The 20717-nt window shown below is 71.9% G+C and carries 18 protein-coding genes; 8 read left to right on the top strand and 10 right to left on the bottom strand.

Annotated elements, in window-relative coordinates; translation table 11 throughout:
* Nucleotides 1-118: 118 nt before the first annotated feature.
* The 3 genes from AB0K67_RS31295 to cydB all read left to right on the top strand — a co-directional run bounded on the left by AB0K67_RS31295 (nt 119) and on the right by cydB (nt 3406).
* Nucleotides 119-955: a polysaccharide deacetylase family protein gene (locus AB0K67_RS31295; RefSeq protein ID WP_364067463.1), complete on the top strand. Its 837-nt coding sequence runs from the start codon at nt 119-121 to the stop codon at nt 953-955.
* A 196-nt stretch (nt 956-1151) separates the two neighbouring features.
* On the top strand, nt 1152-2507 hold the full coding sequence (locus AB0K67_RS31290; protein ID WP_364067704.1) for a cytochrome ubiquinol oxidase subunit I: 1356 nt from the start codon (nt 1152-1154) through the stop codon (nt 2505-2507).
* A 17-nt stretch (nt 2508-2524) separates the two neighbouring features.
* Nucleotides 2525-3406, top strand: coding sequence for a cytochrome d ubiquinol oxidase subunit II (gene cydB, locus AB0K67_RS31285; RefSeq protein ID WP_364067461.1), 882 nt, complete (start codon nt 2525-2527; stop codon nt 3404-3406).
* A gap of 4 nt (nt 3407-3410) precedes the next feature.
* Here cydB and AB0K67_RS31280 read toward each other — a convergent pair whose 3' ends face one another.
* From AB0K67_RS31280 to AB0K67_RS31235, 10 genes are all read right to left on the bottom strand, one after another.
* On the bottom strand, nt 3411-3827 hold the full coding sequence (locus AB0K67_RS31280) for a hypothetical protein (protein WP_364067459.1): 417 nt from the start codon (nt 3825-3827) through the stop codon (nt 3411-3413).
* 38 nt (nt 3828-3865) lie between these two features.
* Nucleotides 3866-4291 (bottom strand): hypothetical protein, encoded by a 426-nt coding sequence (locus tag AB0K67_RS31275; RefSeq protein WP_364067457.1) that lies wholly within the window; start codon nt 4289-4291, stop codon nt 3866-3868.
* Between the two features lie 18 nt (nt 4292-4309).
* Entirely contained in the window at nt 4310-6670 is a 2361-nt protein-coding gene (cutA, locus tag AB0K67_RS31270; RefSeq protein WP_364067455.1) for an aerobic carbon-monoxide dehydrogenase large subunit, read from the bottom strand.
* Nucleotides 6667-7176, bottom strand: coding sequence for a (2Fe-2S)-binding protein (locus tag AB0K67_RS31265; protein WP_364067453.1), 510 nt, complete (start codon nt 7174-7176; stop codon nt 6667-6669). Before AB0K67_RS31265 ends, cutA begins: the two co-directional genes overlap by 4 nt.
* Complete coding sequence (locus AB0K67_RS31260) at nt 7166-8008, bottom strand: FAD binding domain-containing protein (RefSeq protein ID WP_364067452.1); 843 nt, start codon at nt 8006-8008, stop codon at nt 7166-7168. The genes AB0K67_RS31265 and AB0K67_RS31260 overlap by 11 nt, the downstream gene beginning before the upstream one ends.
* Nucleotides 8005-9414, bottom strand: a complete 1410-nt coding sequence (locus AB0K67_RS31255) for a solute carrier family 23 protein (RefSeq protein WP_364067451.1) — start codon at nt 9412-9414, stop codon at nt 8005-8007. The genes AB0K67_RS31260 and AB0K67_RS31255 overlap by 4 nt, the downstream gene beginning before the upstream one ends.
* Nucleotides 9415-9598: 184 nt before the next feature.
* The gene (locus AB0K67_RS31250) at nt 9599-10921 is read right to left on the bottom strand and encodes a solute carrier family 23 protein (protein WP_364067450.1); all 1323 of its coding nucleotides are present in this window, start codon (nt 10919-10921) and stop codon (nt 9599-9601) included.
* Between the two features lie 75 nt (nt 10922-10996).
* A complete protein-coding gene (locus AB0K67_RS31245; RefSeq protein WP_364067449.1) occupies nt 10997-11641 on the bottom strand; it encodes an NYN domain-containing protein in 645 nt (214 codons plus the stop codon).
* Nucleotides 11642-11790: 149 nt separating this feature from the next.
* Nucleotides 11791-11994 carry an RNA-binding S4 domain-containing protein gene (locus AB0K67_RS31240; RefSeq protein WP_364067447.1) on the bottom strand — a complete coding sequence of 68 codons (204 nt, stop codon included), beginning with the start codon at nt 11992-11994 and terminating at the stop codon, nt 11791-11793.
* A gap of 21 nt (nt 11995-12015) precedes the next feature.
* Nucleotides 12016-13617, bottom strand: a complete 1602-nt coding sequence (locus tag AB0K67_RS31235; protein WP_364067446.1) for a PucR family transcriptional regulator ligand-binding domain-containing protein — start codon at nt 13615-13617, stop codon at nt 12016-12018.
* Between the two features lie 130 nt (nt 13618-13747).
* Between AB0K67_RS31235 and AB0K67_RS31230 the strand changes: the two genes are divergently transcribed.
* The 5 genes from AB0K67_RS31230 (at nt 13748) to AB0K67_RS31210 (ending at nt 20704) form a co-directional block, all read left to right on the top strand.
* Nucleotides 13748-14614, top strand: a complete 867-nt coding sequence (locus AB0K67_RS31230; protein WP_364067445.1) for a DUF2877 domain-containing protein — start codon at nt 13748-13750, stop codon at nt 14612-14614.
* Complete coding sequence (locus AB0K67_RS31225; RefSeq protein ID WP_364067443.1) at nt 14611-16074, top strand: FdrA family protein; 1464 nt, start codon at nt 14611-14613, stop codon at nt 16072-16074. The genes AB0K67_RS31230 and AB0K67_RS31225 overlap by 4 nt, the downstream gene beginning before the upstream one ends.
* A 160-nt stretch (nt 16075-16234) precedes the next feature.
* Nucleotides 16235-17623, top strand: a complete 1389-nt coding sequence (locus AB0K67_RS31220; RefSeq protein WP_364067442.1) for a DUF1116 domain-containing protein — start codon at nt 16235-16237, stop codon at nt 17621-17623.
* 235 nt (nt 17624-17858) lie between these two features.
* Nucleotides 17859-20090, top strand: a complete 2232-nt coding sequence (locus tag AB0K67_RS31215; RefSeq protein WP_364067441.1) for a protein kinase — start codon at nt 17859-17861, stop codon at nt 20088-20090.
* A gap of 41 nt (nt 20091-20131) precedes the next feature.
* Nucleotides 20132-20704: a TetR/AcrR family transcriptional regulator gene (locus tag AB0K67_RS31210; RefSeq protein ID WP_364067440.1), complete on the top strand. Its 573-nt coding sequence runs from the start codon at nt 20132-20134 to the stop codon at nt 20702-20704.
* Nucleotides 20705-20717: the final 13 nt, after the last annotated feature.

Below are 20717 nucleotides of genomic sequence, written 5' to 3'. Positions count from 1 at the left end.
GCCGGGGCGCCGCGGCTTAACGGCAACACCTGCCAGATGCGGACGGGCCGGTCGATCATGACTGGCAAGATAGGGGCCGATGGTGAAGATGTGGCGGGCGTACAGGAAAGCGGGCGCAATGGGCGCCGTGTGCGTGCTCGCCCTGTCCGCCTGCGGTTCCGGCGGCTCCGGCGGCACGGCCGCGCCTGCCGATCCCGCCGCACCGGAGCGGACGCCGCGGGCGACGGCCTCACCCCGCGCCACCGTTCCGCAGGGGCCTCCGGGCGTCAGGCCGCGCAAGGGCGAGGTACGCCCGATCGCCCGCACCGGCGACCTGCCACCGGTGATCAGCTCCATCCCCACCACGCGCAAGGTGGTCTTCCTGACCATCGACGACGGCTGGGAGCAGGACCCGGGGTTCGTCCGGCAGGTGCGCGACGAGCGCATCCCGATCACGGTCTTCGCCATGCGGGACGCGGTGGAGGCCAAGGGCACGCCCGACCAGGCGGGCGGCACGGCCCGCTACGTCGGCGCCGGCAAGTGGGGATATTTCCGGCAGCTCCGCGACGCGGGCGCGGCCATCGAGAACCACACGCTCACCCACCCCAACCTCCGCCTGCTCGGCCGCGCGGCGCAGCGCCGCGAGATCTGCGGCTCGGCCCAGCTGATCAAAAAGGAGATCGGGACGCGGCCGGCGCTGTTCCGCCCGCCGTTCGGCAACTACAACACCGACACGCTGCGGGCCGCCAAGAGCTGCGGCGTGCGGGCCGTGCTGCTGTGGACGGCGACCGTGCAGCCGGGCGGCAAGATCGCCTACCAGGTGCCCGACAAGCGGCTGCGCCCAGGCGACATCCTGCTGCTGCACTTCCGCCCCAACCTGGCCAGGGATTTCCGCATCCTGGTGAAGAAGATCAAGCGCCGCGGCTACGCGCTGGGCAACCTCCAGGCGTACCTGGACGCCGCCGACCCGCGCTGAGCTCCGCCCTCTGACGTACCGGACGATCCGTCCGGCGGACGACGCGGCACCCCGCCCCAGCCGGGCATTCTCGAAGCACGAATCCAGTAGGCACGGGGATGTGACGAACCTCGCACCCCAATGCTCTACGAGCTGTAGTACTACTGGCAGTAGATGTACTACAGCTTGTAGAGCAACGACTCTTTCGGCGGGGATGATGGACGCACTTGACCTGGCTCGGTGGCAGTTCGGGGTGACCACCGTGTACCACTTCCTGTTCGTGCCCCTGACCATCGGTCTCGGGATCTTCGTAGCCGGCCTGCAGACGGCCTGGCACCGCACGGGCAAGGAGCACTACCTCAAACTGACCAAGTTCTTTGGCAAGCTGTTCCTGATCAACTTCGCCATGGGCGTGGTCACCGGCATCGTGCAGGAGTTCCAGTTCGGGATGAACTGGAGTGAGTACTCCACCTTCGTCGGCGACGTCTTCGGCGCGCCGCTGGCGATGGAGGCGCTGCTGGCCTTCTTCATGGAGTCGACGTTCCTCGGACTGTGGATCTTCGGCTGGGACCGGCTGCCGAAGAAGGTGCACCTGGCCACCATCTGGGCGGCCGCCATCGGCTCCAACCTGTCGGCCTACTTCATCCTCGCGGCCAACGCCTGGATGAAGCACCCGGTCGGCTACGAGGTCGTGGACGGCAAGGCCAGGATGACGGACCTGTGGGCGGTGCTCACCAACGACACCGCGCTGGCCCAGGTGCCGCACGTGATCGGCGGTGCGTTCGTGGTGGCGGGCGGCTTCGTGCTCGCGGTCTGCGGCTACTGGCTGCTGCGCACGCGCGGCACGCAGGCCGCCGCCATGTGGCGCGGCGCCGCCCGCGCGGCACTGGTGATGACCGCGCTGGCCGGAGCGGTCGTCGCGGGCACCGGCGACATGTCGGCCAGGCTCATGTACGAGCAGCAGCCGATGAAGCTGGCCGCCGCCGAGGGCCTTGAGCACGACACGGCGGGCGCGCCGTTCAGCATCGCCCCCGGCATCGAGATCCCCAAGGTGCTGAGCTTCCTGTCCGCCCACGACCCCGACGCGGTCGTCGCGGGCACCGAGGACCTGCAGCGCCGGTTCGAGGAGCGGTTCGGCCCCGGCGACTACCGCCCGAACCAGCCCGTCGTGTTCTGGTCGTTCCGCGTGATGATCGGCTTCGGGCTGGCCACCGTGGGGCTGTCGGTGCTCGGGCTGTGGCTGACCAGGCGCAAGCGGGACTTCCCCGCGTGGCTGTCGAAGGCGCTGCTGCTCGCGCTGCCGCTGCCGCTGATCGCGGTGATCGCGGGCTGGCTGCTCAGCGAGATCGGCCGCCAGCCGTGGACGGTGGCCGGTGAGCTGCTGACGGCCGCGAGCGTCTCCCCCGGCGTGACGGTGACCCAGGTGGCCGTCTCGCTGGCCGTCTTCACGCTCGTGTACGGCGTCTTCACCGTGGCCGAGGCCGTGCTGCTGGCCCGGCACGTACGTAAGGGCATCGAGGAGCCGGCCCCCGAGCCCGCGCGCGAGCGGCTCGAACCGTCGCTCATGTACTGAGAGCCGAGGAGCTAGTCATGATCGAATTGTGGTTCGCCATCATCGCCTTCCTGTGGACCGGCTACTTCGTCCTCGAAGGCTTCGACTTCGGCGTGGGCATGCTGGCCCCGGCCGTCGGCAGAAACGCCGGCGAGCGGCGGGCCGGCCTGCAGACCATCGGCCCGGTGTGGGACGGCAACGAGGTGTGGCTGATCACCGCGGTCGGCGCCATGTTCGCCGCCTTCCCCGCCTGGTACTCCGGCGTGTTCAGCACGTTCTACCTGCCGGTGACGCTGATCCTGGTCGGGCTGATCCTGCGCGGCATCGGCCTGGAGTGGCGCGGCAAGGTCGCGAACCCGGCCTGGTGCGACGCCGCGGTGGCGGCGGGCAGCGTGCTGCCCGCCTTCCTGTGGGGCGCGGTCTTCGGCCACCTGCTGTTCGGCAGCGTGCTCGCGGCCGTGGCCGGCGGTCTGTTCACGCTGGCCGTGTGCGTCATGCACGGCGGGGTCTTCCTGGCGCTGAAGACCACCGGCCGGCTGCGCCGCCGCGCCAGGGCCGCCGCGCTGGCCGCCGCCGGTGCGACGCTGCCGGTCGCGGTGGTCGCGCTGTCGAGCCTCGGCACCGTCCCCGCGCTGGGCGCCATGGCGGCGCTGGCCGCGGCCACGGCGCTGATCTGGCGGCGCAGGGAGGGCTGGGCGTTCGGCGCGACGGCCGGCGCGATCGTGCTGACCACGCTGGCGGCCTTCATGGAGCTGCGGGTGCGGCCGCTGCCGGGGCTGACGCTGGCCGAGGCCGCGTCGGGGCCGTACACGCTGACCATGCTGAGCTGGATCGGGCTGATCGCCCTGCCGTTCGTGCTGGTCTACCAGGGTTGGACGTACTGGGTGTTCAGGAAGCGGGTCCTGGTGGCGGCGGGCTGAGCCGTCAGCCGACGACCCGCATCTCCTTGGTCGCCGCGTCCTTGACGTGCAGGTCGCCGCCGAGCCGCTCCTCGAGCAGGTCGAGCACCTGCCGGCCGGCCAGCACCGCCCACAGGTCGCCGACCAGGTGCGGGTCGTCCTCGGGAGCGGCGGCCATCCAGGCCTCCTTGCCGCTCTGGCCGGCGAAGGTCGTGACGAAGAACTCGCCGTCGGGGGTCTTGCAGTAGCCGGTACGGATCTCCGGCGCGTCCACCTGCATCCGCGGCTCGCACCCGACCTTGGCGGCCAGTTGCTCGACGGTGAGGGGGGCGGCGCCGGGCCGCGCGCCCGCCGCGACATAGCCGCCGGCGCTCCCCGATGAGCAGCCGGCGACCAGTCCGGCCAGCAGCGCGACGGCGGCCAGGCGGGGAAATGTCGTCATGTGCGGAGGTACGGATCCGCGGCGAGCCGGGTTCAGCGTCACTTGGGGGCCGGCGTCTGGGAGACCCGGTGGTCGGTCAGGTGCAGGTCGCCGTTGAGCGGGCCCTTGAGCACCTCCAGCACCTTCAGCGGCCCGAGCACCGTCCACTTGGGGCCGACCAGGTGCGGGTTGTACTCGGGCGCCTGGTCCATCCACTGGTCCTTGAGCTTCTCGGTCTTGAAGGTGTTGACGAAGAACTCGCCGTCCTTCGTCTTGCAGAACGCGGTGCGCATGTCCTCGGCTTCCACCTGCATCTTGGGCTTGCAGCCGACCTTGGCCGAGATCTGCTCGACGGTCATCGGCTGCGGGCTGGGCGGCGCGGCATCGCCTGCTGCGACGTAGTCGTTCCAGCCGCCTCCCGATGAGCAGCCGGCGACCAGTCCGGCCAGCAGCGCGAAAGCGGCCAGACGTGGAAATGTCGTCATGTGCGAGGGTACGCACCCTCATGGCCTCCGGTTCACCCGCAGCGCGTACAGGTCGGACGGTGAGATCGGCATGCGGTCGATCGGGATGCCCTCGGCGTCCTCGACGGCCGAGGCGATGACCGCCGACACCGGGATCACCCCCGCCTCCCCCGCGCCCTTGACGCCGAGCGGGTTGAGCGGCGACGGCGTCTCCAGGTGGCCGGTCTCGATGCGCGGGATCTCGGTCGCGTACGGCATGAGGAAGTCCATGAACGAGGCGTTGACGAGCTGGCCGTGCTGGTCGTAGATCATCCGCTCGTAGAGGGCGCCGCCGATGCCCTGGGCGACGCCGCCGTGGATCTGCCCCTCGACGATCATCGGGTTGATGAGCCGGCCGCAGTCGTGCACCACCGCGTACTTGACGACCTTGATCTCGGCGGTGTCGGGGTCGGTCTCCACGATGGCGGCGTGCATGCCGGCCGCGAACGTGGAGCGGATCGGCGAGTAGTAGTCGCGCCCCTCCAGTCCCGGCTCGTCGCCCTCGGCGACCGGCGGCTTCTCGGGGTCCGCGGCGCCGCTGAACTGGGTGGCCCTGGCCGCCTCCTCGTCGAAGGCGTACCTGAGCGGGTTGGCGAGCACGGCCACCGTGGACAGCGGAATGGACGCCGACGGCGTGCCGGCGACGTGCACGACCCCGTCGGTGACGGTCAGGTCGGCCGGGTCGGCCTCCAGGGCGTCGGCGGCGATGCGCAGCGCCTTCTCGCGGACCTTCCTGCAGGCCAGCGCGATGGCGTTGCCGCTGACGACGGCGGCCCTCGATGCGAAGGTGCCGACCGCGTACCCGAAGCGGCGCGTGTCGCCGGTGACCACGCTGACCCGCTCGATGGGGACGCCCAGCTCGGCGGCGGCGATCTGGGCGAAGGCCGTCTCGTGGCCCTGTCCCTGCGAGGTGAGCCCGGTCGAGACGTGCACCCGGCCGTCGGAGGTGACCTGCACGTGCCCGCCCTCGTACGGCCCCACGCCGGTGCCCTCGACGTAGCAGCCGATGCCGATGCCGCGCCCCGGACGCCGCTCGAAGGAGTCCCAGCCGATCAGCTCCTTGATCATGCGGAGCATCTCGGGGTAGTCGCCGCTGTCGTAGATGAGCGGCCGCCCGTCCTGGAAGGTCATCCCCTGGTCGTACGGGAACTCGTCGGGCCGGATGAAGTTGACCGCCCGCACCTCCGTGCGGTCCTTGCCCAGATAGCGCGCGATCTTGTCGAGCGTGCGCTCCATGCAGAACACGCCCTGCGGCCGCCCGGCACCGCGATACGGGGTGACCTGCACGGTGTTGGTGTAGACGGCGGTGAACTCGACCCGGTAGGCGCCCGGCTTGTACGGCCCGAGCAACTGCGTCGAGGTGACGATCGGGACGATGATCCCGTAAGGGGTGTAGGCCCCGTGGTCGTGCAGAATCGTCACATCCAGGCCGAGCAGGCGGCCGTCGTCGTCGAAGCCGACCCGTACGTACTGCACCTGGGCCCGCTCGTGCGCCGACGACACGAAGTGCTCGCGGCGGTCCTCGGTCCACTTGATCTCGCGGTTCAGCGTCATCGCCGCCCACGGCACCAGGATCTCCTCCGGCCACGGGTGCACGATCTTGACGCCGAAGCCGCCGCCCACGTCGGGCGCGATCACCTCGACCTGCGGCAGCGGCAGGCCGAGCGCGGCGGCCACGGCCATCCTGACGCTGGTGGAGGTCTGGGTGCTGGAGTAGACGCGCAGGTCGCGGCCGTCCCAGCGGGCGTACACGCCGCGGCCTTCCAGCGGCATGCTGGCGCTGCGCTCGATGTCGAGACGGAACGCGAGGGTGTGCGGGGCGCTCTCGATGGCCTCCCTGGCGGCGCGCCCGTCGGCGGACTGCACCTCCTGGACGAGGTGCGCGCCGACGTTGCCCGGCACGTCCTCGTGCACGAGCTGCGCCCCCTGCACGGCCTCCTCCAGGCCGACGACGGGTTTCAGCGGCTCGTAGTCGACCCGGATGAGCGCGCAGGCGTCCTCGGCGGCGTACCTGTCGGTCGCCACCACCATGACGACGGGCTCGCCGACGTGCCTGACGACGTCCCTGGCCAGCGGGTACGCGGTGCGGCCGTGGGTGAGCGCCGGGTGCGGGATCAGCAGCGGCAGCGGCCGGCCGACGCGTTCGGGCAGGTCCTCCCAGGTGTAGACGGCGATGAGGCCGTCCACGTCGAGCGCTCCCGAGACGTCGATGTCGCGGATGCGGGCGTGCGCGTGCGGTGAGCGGACGAACGCCGCCGCGAGCGCGTCGCGTCCGAGGTCGTCGAGGTAGCGCCCCTGGCCGGTGAGCAGCCTGGGGTCCTCCCTGCGCGCCACCGGCTCGCCGAGCCACCGTGTGCTCATGTCTCCTCCGCCAGCAGCTCGGCGGCCCGGCGCACGGCCTTGACGATGTTCTGGTAGCCGGTGCAGCGGCACAGGTTGCCCGAGATGCCCTCGACGACCTCCTCGTCGGCCGGTGCCGGGTTGTCGCGCAGCAGCGCGGTCACCGTGCACAGGAAGCCGGGCGTGCAGAAGCCGCATTGCAGGCCGTGGCACTCGGCGAAAGCCCGCTGCACCGGCGACAGCCGCCCGCCCGGACCGGCCAGCCCCTCCACGGTGGTCAGCTCGGCGCCGTCCACAGTGACCGCGAACGTCAGGCACGAGCGCACCGGGCGGCCGTCGAGCAGCACCGTGCAGCAGCCGCAGACGCCGTGCTCGCAGCCGACGTGCGTGCCGGTCAGCCCGAGGTCGTGCCGCAGGCAGTCGGACAGCAGGCGGCGCGCGGGCACCCGGGCCCTGCGGGCCGTGCCGTTCACGACCAGCGTGATCTCGTGCAGGGTGTCGTTCTGCTGAACGGTCTCATGCGTCACCGGCCCGCGCCCCCTCCCGCGCCGCCTCGCGCAGCGCCCGTTCGGCCAGCACGCCCACCAGGTGCCGCCGGTAGGCGGCGGTGGCGTGCAGGTCGTCGTCAGGATCGGTCGCGGCGCGTACGGCGGCCGCCGCCCCCGCGAGGTCGTGCGCGTCGTCCAGGTCCACCACCACCGGCACCGGCCCCACCCCGATGCAGGCCAGCCGCGCCCGCCCGTCCGGCGTGACCAGCGCGCACACCCCGGCCAGCGCGTAGTCGCCGTGCCTGCGCGCCACCTCGTGGAAGGCCGCCCCCGCGCCCTCCTCAAGGGCGGGGAAGAAAGCCGAGACGGCCAGCTCGCCCGGCCGTACCGCCGACTCCATGGGACCGGTGAAGAACTCGGCGGCCGGCACGTCGCGTACCGACTCGGCGCCGTCGCTCCACCGGGCCAGCCGCACGTGACCGCCCAGCACCGCCAGCACCGCGGGCAGCTCGGCGGCCGGGTCGGCGTGCACGAGGCTGCCCACCACCGTGCCCCGGTTCCTGATCACGGGGTGGGCGACCAGCCTGAGCGCCTTGGTCAGCAGCGGGTGCGCGCCCGCTCGCTCGGCGTCGGAGTGCCGGACCAGCGCGCCGACGCGTACGCCCTCCGCCGTCACCTCCAGGCCGTCGAGCCCGGCCACCCGGTTGATGTCCACCAGGTGCGGGGGCGCGGCCAGCCGCATGTTGAGCATGGGGATCAGGCTCTGCCCGCCGGCCAGCACCTTCCCGCCGGCCGCCGCCACCTCCGCGAGCGTCCGCAGCGCCGCGCCGACGTCGCGCGGAGCGTGGTAGGTGAACGGCGGCGGTTTCACGCCTCGCTCCGTACGGCATCCGGGCTGCGCCCGGCGATGGCGCGCAGCAGGTGGTAGCCGCCCAGCACCACGATCGTGCCGAGCGCGATGCCCTCCAGGATGAAGTCGCCTCCGATGGCGTGCTGTACCGGTCCGATGGCCAGGATGATGCCCGCCCCGATCGGAACCATGTTCACAGGATCGGCGAAGTTCACCCGGTTCTCGATCCAGATCTTCGCGCCGAGCAGGCCGATCATGCCGTACAGGATGACCGTGACACCGCCGAGCACACCGCCCGGCGTGGCCGCGACCAGCGCGCCGAACTTCGGGCAGAGCCCGAACAGGATCGCGATCAGCGCCGCGATGTAGTACGCCGCCGTCGAGTAGACCTTCGTGGCCGCCATCACGCCGATGTTCTCCGCGTACGTCGTGGTCGGCGAGCCGCCCACCGCGCTGGTGACCACGGTGGCGACGCCGTCGGCCGTCACGGCGCGGCCCACGTACGAGTCCACGTCGGTGCCCGTCATCTCCCCCACGGCTTTGACGTGCCCCACATTCTCCGCGATCAACGCGATCACGGCGGGGAGCACGAGCAGCACCGCAGAGGTCTTGAAGTCGGGGGCATGGAAGTCCGGCAGCCCGAACCAGTCGGCCTGCGCCACCGCGTCGAAGCTCACCCGGTCGTGCGGGAACGCCGTGGCCACGCAGTACGTGCCCTCGGCCTGGCAGGGCGCGCCCGACGCGTCGCGCAGGTTCGCGCCCGGCAGCACCGACGTGATCGGCCCCGCCGTCACGTCGAGCACCCACGACAGCACGAACCCCGCCACCAGCCCGATCAGCACGCCGATCCGCCCGATGAAGCCCTTGAACAGCACGATCACCAGGAACGTGATGATCATCGTGACCAGCGCCACCCAGTGGTCCTGCGGCCAGTAGGTGTCCGCGACCACGAACGCCAGGCCGAACCCGATGAGCATCACCACCGCGCCGGTCACCACCGGCGGGAAGATCCGGTGGATGATGCCCACCCCGAGGAAGTGGATGGCGAGCCCGGCCAGCGCCAGCACGAACCCGGCCACCAGGATCGCGCCCGTCACGATCGCGTCCGCGCCGGCCGTGTCGCCGCCGGCCGCCGCCCTGATGGCGAACACGCCACCGACGAACGACGCGCTGGTGCCCAGGTAGCTGGGCACCTTCCCCTTGACGATCAGCAGGAACAGGATCGTCGCGACGCCCGACATCATCACCGCGACGTTCGGGTCCAGCCCCATCACCAGGGGGAAGACGAACGTCGCACCGAACATCGCGATGACGTGCTGCGCGCCGAACCCCACCATCCTGGGCCAGCTCAGCCGCTCGTCCGGCCTGACCACCTCGCCGGGGGCCAGATGCCTGCCGTCACCGTGTTTGGTCCATCCCACAACCATGGCAAGCCCCTCTTGTGCTGGGCGCTGGGCCGGCGACCCGTACCGTTGCGGGCACATTAGGCCGGACGGCACGTACCCACACGGGCATGATCTGCCAAATCTGCCCCGCCGACCAGAGCCAACATCGCGCACATGCGCCGGCCCGCCCTGTGAGGGGTGTCATGAGAGGGATGTCAGGGGTCGTCTACGAGGAGACGGGCTCCCTGCGCACGGCGCGCAGCAGGTGGTAGCCGACCAGCAGCACGATCGTGCCGAGCGCGATGCCGCTCAGCGCGAACGTGTCCGTGATCGGGAACGCCACCGGGCCGACCGCGCAGATGATGCCCGCGCCCGTGGGCACCAGGTTGCCCGGGTCCGACAAATTCACCCGGTTCTCGATCCAGATCTTCGCGCCCAGCAGGCCGATCATGCCGTACAGGATGGTCGTCACCCCGCCCAGCACGCCGCCCGGCGTGGCCGCGATGAGCGCGCCGAACTTCGGGCAGAGCCCGAACAGGATCGCGATGACCGCCGCGATGTAGTACGCCGCCGTCGAGTAGACCTTGGTGGCCGCCATCACGCCGATGTTCTCCGCGTACGTGGTCGTCGCCGAGCCGCCGACCGAGGTCGCCACCACCGTGCCCACGCCGTCGGCCATCACCGCCCGGCCCATGTAGGCGTCCACGTCCGCGCCGGTCATCTCGCCCACGGCCTTGACGTGCCCGACGTTCTCCGCGATGAGCGCGATCACCACCGGCAGCACCAGCACGATCGCCGACGCCTCGAACACCGGCCCGTGGAACGACGGCAGCCCCACCCAGTCGGCCTGCGCCACCGCGTCGAGATTCACCCGGAAGTGCTCGGTGACCTGGCCGCTGTCGTCCGGCGCGGTGATCTTCCCGCCGACGACGTCCCACACATACGACAGCACGAACCCGAAGATCAGGCCGAGCAGCACCCCGATCCGGCCGAGGAAGCCGCGGAACACCCCGATGAACACGAACGTCGCCGCCATCGTCAGCAGCGCCACCCACGGGTCCTTCGGCCAGTAGACGTCGGCCGCCACGTACGCCATGCCGAACCCGATCAGCATGACCACCCCGCCGGTGACGATGGGCGGGAACACCCGGTGCAGGATGCCGACGCCGAGCTTGTGAATCGCGTACCCGCAGGCCGCGAGCACCACCCCGACCGCGAGCAGCGCCCCGGTGACGGTCGCGTCGTCGCCGCCCGCCGCCCTGATCGCGGCCACCGCGCCCACGAACGACGCGCTCGACCCCACGTAGCTCGGGATCTTGCCCTTGACGATCAGCAGGAACAGGATCGTCGCGACGCCCGACATCATCACGGCCAGGTTCGCATCCAGCCCCATGACCAGCGGGAACACGAACGTCGCACCGAACATCGCGATGACGTGCTGCGCACCGATGCCCACCATCCTGGGCCAGCTCAGCCGCTCGTCCGGCCTGACCACCTCACCCGGCGTCAGGCGCTTGCCATCGCCGTGCACCTTCCACCCCAACGCCACGCCCGCACCTCAATCTCCGCCTGACCAGCGGGTACTCCACGTAGATATGTCGCAGAGCACAATAGAGGGTGCGCCTTAATTCCAGTACGCCGGGCGCCGATATTCCGCCCCATCCGGCCCGCGCAGCACGTCGGGAAGCTGCCAGCGGCGGATGAGCGCCTGTCCGAGCGGCAACCAGGCGTCGCTGCACCTGCGCAGCCCGTCGGCGCCTTTGCCCGGCGGGAACACGCTGACGATCCTGGTCTTGCTCCCCCTCAGGTCGTCGATCGCCCGGATCTTCTCGATCGGGGCGCAGAGGTCGGTGTCGGCGGAGATGAGCAGCACCACGTCGACCAGGTCGAGCGCCGCGTCCGCCACCATGAAGCTGGCGATGGCGGCGTCGGTCTTCTTCTCCTCATACGAGCGCCATATCCAGCCGCACTCGCGGCACTGGATGGGTCGTTCCTGAAAGCGCCCCAGCACCACCTCGACGCCCCGGCTCCGCACGGCGGCCAAGTAGACGCGCTGGCGCGCCGCCGCCTGCCGGTCGTTGCGCACGATGGCGGTGAAGTAGCAGATGCGCTGCAGCGACTGTCCGTCGCGCAGCAGGTCGCCGGCGAGCCCGGCGAGGTCGAGCCAGAGATCGCGACGGCGGCTCAGTCGCTTGAGCCCGTAGTACAGGTTGAATCCGTCGATGTAGACGCCCACACGCCCGCCGGTGCCATTCGGCTTGTCACGCACAGCCACTATCTCCTAGCATGGAGTCAAGAACGCCCGGCACTCACGTCCCGGGCTTTACGGCCCCCTTCAGGGGGCCGTTTCTTTTTGCGGCACCGATGCTAGTAAACGGCGAGTAATGACGTGATGACTTTTCGTGAACGCCTGAGCCGTTACGCCACGCGGATCGAGAACCCGTCGCCGCTGACCACCTGACCGGAGCGGATCTTGGCGCGTTTGCGCAGCTCGACTTCGCCGTCCACCTTCACCAGGCCCTCGGCGATGAGTTGTTTGGCCATGCCGCCCGTCTCGGTGATCCCGCAGTATTTCAGCAGGTCGCACAGCGGGATGTAGTCGTCGCGCAGTTCGAAGTCCACGACCGACCAGCCTAGACGGCGTCAGATGCCGCGCATGCGCAGCACGTGCAGGGCCAGGGTGAGGTTGAGCCGCAGGTGGGGGTCGTCGGTGAAGGTGCCGAGCAGGCGTTCGAGCTTGCCGATGCGGTAGCGCAGGGTGTTGTAGTGGAAGTGCAGCCGGCGGGCGGTCTCGGCGACGTTGAGGTTGGTCTCCAGCAGGACCTGGAGGGTGCGGCGCAGGTCGGCGTTCTCGGCGTCGTCGTCGGATGCGAGAGGGCCGAGCGTCTCGCGGACGAACGCGTGCAGCTCGTCGGTGTCGTTGACGAGCGACAGCAGCCGGTAGACGCCGAGCTGGTCGAAGTGGGCGACCGCTCCCGGGCCGTGGAGCTGGCGGCCGACGCGGGCCGCCTTGAGCGCCTGCGCGTACGCCTCGGGCAGCGTCTCCGCCCCCGGGCTGGGCCGCGACGTGCCGGTGGAGAAGGTGGCGGGCGGCACGTCGGCGAAGGCGGAGGCGGCGTCCTTGGCGATCCTGACGGCGTCCAGCGAGGCGTCCACGACGGCCACGACCTCGTGGGAGAACCCGGCGACCGCGCCTTCTGGATCGTGCCGCCTGATGGCGGCGGTCCAGCAGGCGACGAGCCGGTCCTGGGCGCTGCGCTCGTCGCCGTCGGGGTCGAGCTCGGCCACGAGGACGGTGACGGGGCGGGCGAGGTTCCAGCCGAACGCGCGCGCCCGTGAGGTGACCCGCTCGGCGGTGCCGGCCCGCCCGGTGAGCACGTCGCGCAGGAAGTCGGCGCGGTATTTGCTCTCGACGGCGTTGACCGCCTCCTGCCGGGTGACGACGAGCGCGGCGACGGTGGCGGCGCGTTCGAGTATGCCGATGTCGCCGTCCCTGATCGCCCCGGACGGGCTGTAGGCGACGATCCTGCCGTGGTGGTGGCCGCCGGCCAGCACCGGTGCGGCCGCGAACGAGCGCGTCCGTCCTGGCTGCGACGAGGCGGGCGGGCCCTCGTGGGTGATCGACTCGCGCAGCACCGTCACGTGCTCGGGCGGCCCGGCGGTGGCCAGCACGCGGCCGGTGCCGTCGACGGCCGCCACCGCCGCGTCGAGGAGCTGGGCCACCTCGGCGGTGACCTCGTTGAGCCCGCCCCCGGCCAGGACCACCTGCACGAGCGCCCGGTGCGCCTCCTCGGCGCGGGCGAGCACGGCGGCCTGCCGGTTGAGTATGTCGGTCAGCACCTGGTTGAGAATGTCGTCGAAGCCGACGTCGTTGGGCAGCAGGATGAGGGGGAAGCCGAGCCTGTCGGCCTGCTCGACCATCTCGTCGGGCAGCTCGTCGACGTACCGGCCGAGCTTGATGGCCAGCGCGGACAGCCCGCGCTCGTCGAGGTCGGCCACCAGCCTGCCGAGCGACTGCGGCGTGTTGCGCAGCGGGTAGCCGGTGGTGAGCAGCAGCTCGTGCGGTTTGACCCAGGCCAGGATGTCGGGCACTTCCATGACGTTGAGCCGCTGCACGATGCGGCCGAGCCCGCTCTCGCCCGCGATCAGCCGCGCGCCCGCGAGGGTGGAGGCGCCGAGCACCTCCCCGACGGATACGCCGTGGATGATCGTGCCGGTGCTGGCGAGGCGGACGGGGGGCTCCATGAGCTGATTGTGACGCGGCGGCCGTCTGTCAGGAAGAGCCAACCTTCCCGCTCACTGTTGGCAAATTTACCCGTACGGAGGGTTCCGGCCGCCGTTCTACGGTCACTTCCAAGGTCGGTTGGGAGGTCAGGTGACCGTCAGTACTCATGCGCGGCGTACCCGCGTGCACGTCACGGGCGCGGCGAGCACGGCGGTGCGCGCGCTGCTGGAGTCCCAGCGGCGCCCCGCGCGGGTGCTCGCGGCCTTTTCCCAGGGCGTCTACCTGGAGGTCAGGACCGAGGCGGAACCGTCGGTGATCGCGGTGATCACGGGTGAGGCCACCCGGCTGCCGAACTCCGTGGTGCTGGCCGGCCCGCTGCCGAACCTCACGATGGGTGACGACGCGGCGGTGGGCGACCGGGCGATCGAGCTGGGCCCGCTGAGCCTGACCGTACGCCGGTGGTGGGATCCGTCGCCGCCCCTGGCCCCGCTGGACCGCGACCTGCTGGCGCGGGCCGCAGACGAGCTGACCGACCCTCCCGGCGCCGGGCTGGCCGGTGACGCCTCCGTTGAGCTGCTGGCCGAGAGCTGCGCGAAGGGGTGGCTGCTCGGCGCGGTGACGGCGGCCGAGCGGCTCGTCGGGCTGGGTCCCGGGCTGACGCCGAGCGGCGACGACGTGCTCGCCGGGCTGCTGGTGGCGCTGCGGCACCTGGGCGGGGCGGCGGGCGCGGGGCGGGCCGTGTGGCTGGCGGACTGGCTGGCGGCGACCGTGACGTACGACGCCCGCACCCGTACGACACCGATCTCCGCCACGCTGCTGCACTGCGCGGCCAGGGGCGAGGCAAGCCCCGAGGTGCTCGCCGTGCTGCGCGGCCTGGCCGGGCGGCAGGCGCTCGCGCCCGCGCTGCGCCGCCTGTACCGGCTCGGCCACACCTCCGGCGCGGACCTCGCGCAGGGCATCGGTATCGGCGCGCGCACCGTGCTGTCGCTCGCGGCCTCCTCGGGAGCGGCGGGATGAGCGAGCCGGTGGTGCTGGTACGGCGGGGCGCCTACCACGACTCGGTGACGCTCATGCGGGTCAGCCGCGCCCTGTCGGAGCTGCCCGGCGTGACGGCCGGCATGGTCGCGATGGCGACGGAGCTCAACGTCTCGATCCTGCGCGACATGGGTTTCCAGGTGCCGGACGCGGGGCCGTCCGACCTGGTGATCGCGGTACGCGCCGACGACGCGGGCCCGGCCGTCGAGGAGGCGGAGCGGCTGCTCACGGCGACGGCGCAGCCGGCCGGGACGGCGGCTTCGGAGCAGCCGCCGCTGACCACCCGTTCGGCCGCCGCCCGCGAACCCGCCGGCCTGGTGCTGGTCTCGACGCCCGGCGAGTACGCCTTCTTCGAGGCGCTGGACGCCGTCGAGGCCGGACTGCCCGTCATGATCTTCAGCGACGGCGTCCCTGTCGAGCAGGAGCGGTGGCTGAAGGAGCTGGCCGAGGCCAAGGACGTGCTGGTCATGGGCCCTGACTGCGGCACCGCCGTGATCGCCGGCGCCGGGCTGGGCTTCGCGAACGTGCTGTCGCCGGGCCCCGTCGGCGTGGTGGCCGCGTCCGGCACGGGGGCGCAGCAGGTGACGTCGCTGCTCGACTGGGCGGGCGTGGGCGTGAGCCACGTGCTCGGCGTGGGCGGCAGGGACCTGTCGGCCGAGGTGGGCGGCCTGTCCACGCGGCGCGCCCTGCGCATGCTCGACGACGACCCGGCCACCGAGCTCATCGTGCTCGTCTCCAAGCCGCCATCGCCCGAGGTGGCGCGCTCGGTGGCGGAACTACCGCTGCGCACGCCGGTCGTACGCGCGCTTCTCGGCGTGAACCGCCCCGATGCGGCGTCGCGCTCCGCAGTGGCGGGCCCCGCGGCGGCGAACCCCGCGGCGGCGGACCCCACAGCGCCGGACCCCACAGCGCCGGACCCCACAGCGCCTGATCTCACAGCGCCTGATCTGACTGGGGCTGCCGAGGAGGTGCTGCGGGCGCTCGGCAGGGCCGTCCCCGAGTGGCCCGCCTGGCTCGCGGAGCCAGGCCCGCGCCCCGCCGCCAAAACGCTCAAGGGCCTGTACGCCGGCGGCACGCTGAGCGCGGAGGCCGCGCTGCTCGCCGGCACCGGCGACTTCGTGGACTTCGGCGACGACGCCTACACCAGGGGCCGCGCCCATCCGATGATCGACCCGACGCTGCGCGTGGAAACCCTGTCCCGGGCTGTGGAGACGGACGTGGTGCTCATGGACGTCGTCCTCGGCCACGGCGCCGACCCTGACCCGGCGGCCTCGCTCGCGCCCGCGATCGCCCGTACGCCGGCCACGGTGGTGATCGCCCTGATCGGCACCCGGGGCGACCCGCAGGATGTGGACCGGCAGGCGCAGGCGTTCCGCGAGGCGGGCGCGTCGGTCTTCGTCTCCAACGCCCAGGCCGCCCGCCACGCCAGGAGCCTGCTGTGAGCCCGCGAACCGCCCGCCGCATCAGGAAGCCCGCCGTGAGCCCGCGAACCGCCCGCCGCAACAGGAAGCCCGCCGTGAGCCCGCGAACCGCCCGCCACGCCGGGAGTGCGCCCGCACGGCGCGGGCGGGCCCGCGCCGTCCTTCTCGCCGGGAGCCTGTCATGACAGCTCAGCCGCGCCTGCTCGACGGGCCGCCCCGCGTCATCACCGTCGGGGCGGGGCTGCTCGACGAGGCGCTGCGCGCACAGGCCGTGCCGACGACACCGGTCGCGTGGCGTCCGCCGCTGCCGGGCACCGCCGAGGCGCTGGCCCGGGTGCTCGCCGATCCGCGCAGGCAGGAGGCCAACGCGGTGGCCGTCGGGCGGCTGACGTCCGCCCGCCCGCACCTGGTGGGCGTGCGGCGGGCGTCGGGGGTCCTCGAACCCGGCGTGTTCCTGCACGCGGGCCCGCCCATCACGTGGGAGCGGGCGTCGGGGCCGATGCGCGGCGCGCTGATCGGTGCGATGCTGCTCGAAGGTCTCGCCGCCGACGAGGAGGACGCGGCGGACCGGCTGGCGGCGGGCGCGGTCGAGCTGCGCCCCTGCCACGAGCACGGCGCGGTCGGCCCGATGGCGGGCGTGGTGAGCCCGTCGATGTGGTTGTTCGAGGTGCGCGACGCCGAGCACGGCGGCACCGCGTACTGCTCGCTCAACGAGGGCCTGGGCAAGGTGCTGCGCTACGGCGCGTACGGACCCGAGGTGCTCGACCGGCTGCGCTGGATGGACCAGGTGCTGGGCCCGGCGCTGGCGGGGGCGCTTGAGCGTACGGGGCCGATCGACCTGCGCGCGCTGATCGCGCAGGCCCTGCAGATGGGCGACGAGCTGCACAACCGCAACCGCGCGGCCACCTCGCTGCTGCTGCGCGAGCTGGCCCCGGCGATCGTGGAGGCGGCGCCCGGCGAGGCTGCCGAAGTGCTGCGCTTCATCAACGGCAACGACCACTTCTTCCTGAACGCGGGCATGGCCGCGGCCAAGGTGAGCACCGACGCCGCCCGCGACGTGCCCGGCTCGTCGCTGGTGGTGGCGATGGCGCGCAACGGCACCGACTTCGGGGTGCAGGTCTCGGGGCTGGGCGGGCGCTGGTTCACCGGGCCCGCGGGGGTGCCGCATGGGCTCTATCTCGGTACGTACGGCCCCGAAGACGCTAATCCGGACATCGGCGACTCGACGATCACGGAGACGTCGGGACTGGGCGGTTTCGCGATGGCGGCGGCGCCGGCGATCGTGCGGTTCGTGGGCGGCGAGGTGGCGGACGCGGTGCGGGCCACGCGCTCGATGTACGAGATCACGCTCGCCGAGCATCCCGCCTACCAGATCCCCGGTCTCGGCTTCCGCGGCACGCCGGTCGGCATCGACGTCGCGCTGGTGGCCCGGACAGGGCTGCTGCCGGTGGTCAACACGGGGATCGCGGGCCGGGTCGCGGGCACGGGGCAGGTCGGCGCGGGCCTGGTCGAGCCGCCCGTCGAGGCCTTTGTGAGAGCGCTCCACGCGCTGTCCGATATGCGTAAGTGATCCATTTTATTACTGATATTTCCGCATGTCAGGAATGGTGTCAGCGCGCCTCGCCTTCCCTTGTTCATTTACCGCCGATATCGTGACGATCCTCCATAATCTGCAAGTAGCGTGAAGAACGCACGTGACGGATGAGGCGAGATGGGGGCGGAAGATGGCAGCCGACCGCTTGCTCAGCGGACCCGGCCCAGACGGGGGCACCACGGGAGGCGGCGCTCCGCAGAGCCAGGGACGCTTGATCGGCAGGCGTTACCGGTTGTTGTCGCCCGTGGGCAGGGGCGGCATGGGCATGGTGTGGCACGCCCATGACGTGCTGCTCGACCGTGACGTCGCGGTCAAAGAGCTGATCCTGCCGTACGGGCTGGACAACGCGGGCAGGCAGATCGCGCACCGGCGCATGCTGCGCGAGGCCAGGTCGGCCGGGCGGCTCACGCATCCCGGCATCGTCACCGTGCACGACGTGGTCGAGGAGGACGGCCGGCCCTGGATCGTGATGGAGCTGGTGCGCGCGTGGTCGCTGGAGCAGGCCGTACGCCAGAGCGGCCCGCTGCCGGTGGTCCAGGCGGCCGAGATCGGCATCCGGGTGCTCGACGCGCTCAGGCACGCGCACGCGGCGGGCATCCTGCACCGCGACATCAAGCCCGGCAACGTGCTGCTGACCTCCGACCGGGTGGTGCTGACCGACTTCGGCATCGCGGCCATCGAGGGCGATGTGACGATCACGCAGACCGGCCTGCTCATGGGCTCGCCCGCGTACATCCCGCCGGAGCGGCTGTCGGGCCAGCCGATCGGTCCCGCCGCCGACCTGTGGTCGTTCGGCGCGACCCTGTACGCCGCGGTCGAGGGGCGGCCGCCGTACGAGGGGCCGGATCCGGTGGCGGTGCTCGGCGCGGTGCTGACCCAGGAGCCGACCAAGCCGCAGCGGGCGGGCGCGCTGCGGCCGGTGATCGAGGGCCTGCTGCGTAAGAACCCGGCCGAGCGGCTGACCATCGACCAGGTCATGGAGATGCTGGAGGCGGTGCTGCGCGCGCACGGCGCGCCGCGGCCGCGTACGCCGGAGACGCTGCCGAGCCCGACCGACTCCACGCCGGCCGGCCTGCTGCCGCCGCTGGAGCCGCCGTCCGGGCCGCTGCCCTCGCGCATCGTGGAGACGCCGTCGGGGCCCGTGCGGGTGCCGTACGACCCTGTGAGCAGCCCGTCGGGCGGGCACTCGATGCCGTACGAGGGGATGACGAGCCCGTCGGGCAGCCACCGTACCGACCGGCTGCCGCAGCCGCCCGCCACCGGCGACGCACCCGGCACCTATGACTCACTGGCCGGCTCGTCGGGGCCGTATCCTTCGAGCGCGTCCGGGCCATACGACTCCCTGGCGAGTTCGTCCGGTCCTTACACCTCGGCCGGGGGCTCGTCCGCGCCGTCGTACGACTCGCTCAGCAGCCCGTCCGCGCCGTCGTACGACTCCCTCGGCGGATCGTCCGCGCCGTCGTACGACTCCCTCGCAAGCTCGTCCGGCCCCTACGACTCCCTGGGCGGCGCGTCGGGACCGCAGCAACCTCCGTTCGGGGCGTCGGGACCGCAGCAGCAGCCGTTCGGCGCGCCGCCGCCCCCGACTCCCCCGGCCCGCGACTTCGACGACGACCTCGACGGCGGCAGCGGCCCGCGCCCGCAGCCGATACTCCCCCTCACCACCGACAGCCGCACCTCGGGCGCCGCTCCGTGGCCGCCGCCCACGCCCGACGACCTGGCCGACTTGTCCAGGAACATCAGCGCCGAGGTCAGCAAGGGCAGCCTGACATCGCTGCCGCCGGTCGAGCCGCGTACCGGCAAGAGCCGGCGCAGGCGAGAGGACGACGAGGGGCTGTGGATGCGCGGCGGCCGCCCGACGCCGCTGGCGATCGGCAGCTCCGTGGCGGCGGTGGCCGTCGTCGCGGGGGCCCTCGCGGTCGTCCTGACCGGCGGCTCCGGCGAGGCCCCGGTGTCCGCCGCGCCGTCGGCCGCGAGCACCGCCGCACAAGCGGGCCGGCCGTCTCCGGTGCCGAACGGCTACAAGGAGCACGCCGGCCCCAGGTTCACCGCCGCCGTGCCGCAGGACTGGAAGCTGTCGGTGGCGGGCGGCGTGGCCACGTTCAGCGGGCCGAAGGACTCGAACATGCGGATCGTGGTCGAGAAGGCCGTCCCGCAGCCCGACGGCGGGGTGGCCGAGCTGGGCAAGCTGGAGGCCGAGGGCGGCAGGGAGAACTACATCCAGGTGCGCCTGCAGGCCGTGAAGTACCGGGGCACTCCGGCCGCCGACTGGGAGTACACCTACACCACGGACCAGGGCGTCCCCATGCACGCCCTGGTCAGGTACGCCGCGCTCGGCACCGAGCTGGCCCACAAGATCACGTTCGACCTGCCCGATCTGCGGTGGGACGAGCAGGCGGCGACGCGGAAGGTGTTCCTGGACACGTTCCAGCCCGTCGCCTGACGTATTGCATCGATCAGTCCAAAACCGGTAGCATGCGGTGCATGGCACGGCCGAGGAAGTTCGAGGAGGACAAGGCGATCGAGGCGGCGATGCGCGCGTTCTGGAACGCGGGCTACGAGGCCACCTCGACGCAGGACCTGTGCGCCGCGACCGGCCTCGGCCGCAGCAGCATCTACAACACGTTCGCCAGCAAGCACGATCTGTTCATGCGCGCGCTGCGCCACTACATGGACGTGCACAACCGATCGCTCGCCGAGCTGATGGACAGCGACCTGCCGATCAAGGAGAAGGTCAAGACCGTGCTCTGGTGGGCGGTCGAGCCCGCCCCCGACGAACCGGCCGGCTGCATGGTGGTCAACGCCAGCATCGAGCTCGGCCCCCGCGACCCCGAGATCGCCGCGTTGCTGCGCCACGACAACGCCAAGCGCATAGAGCTGCTCAGGTCCGGCATCGAGGCCGCGCGCACGCGCGGCGAGGTGGACTCGGGGCATGATCCGCTGGCGCTGGCCCGCTTCGTCGCCGCCACGGTCAACGGCCTGCGGGTGATGGCGCGGGCCGGCGCCGACAAGCAGACGCTCGAATCGACGGCGAACGTCGCGCTGAGCGTCTTCTGATTTTTTCATGCCC

This window comes from Nonomuraea sp. NPDC052634 (genome assembly GCF_040678535.1).
Taxonomy (GTDB): Bacteria; Actinomycetota; Actinomycetes; order Streptosporangiales; family Streptosporangiaceae; genus Nonomuraea; species Nonomuraea fastidiosa.
The sequence above is the reverse complement of the archived record's forward strand: the minus strand, read 5'-3'. Positions and strand labels throughout refer to the sequence as shown.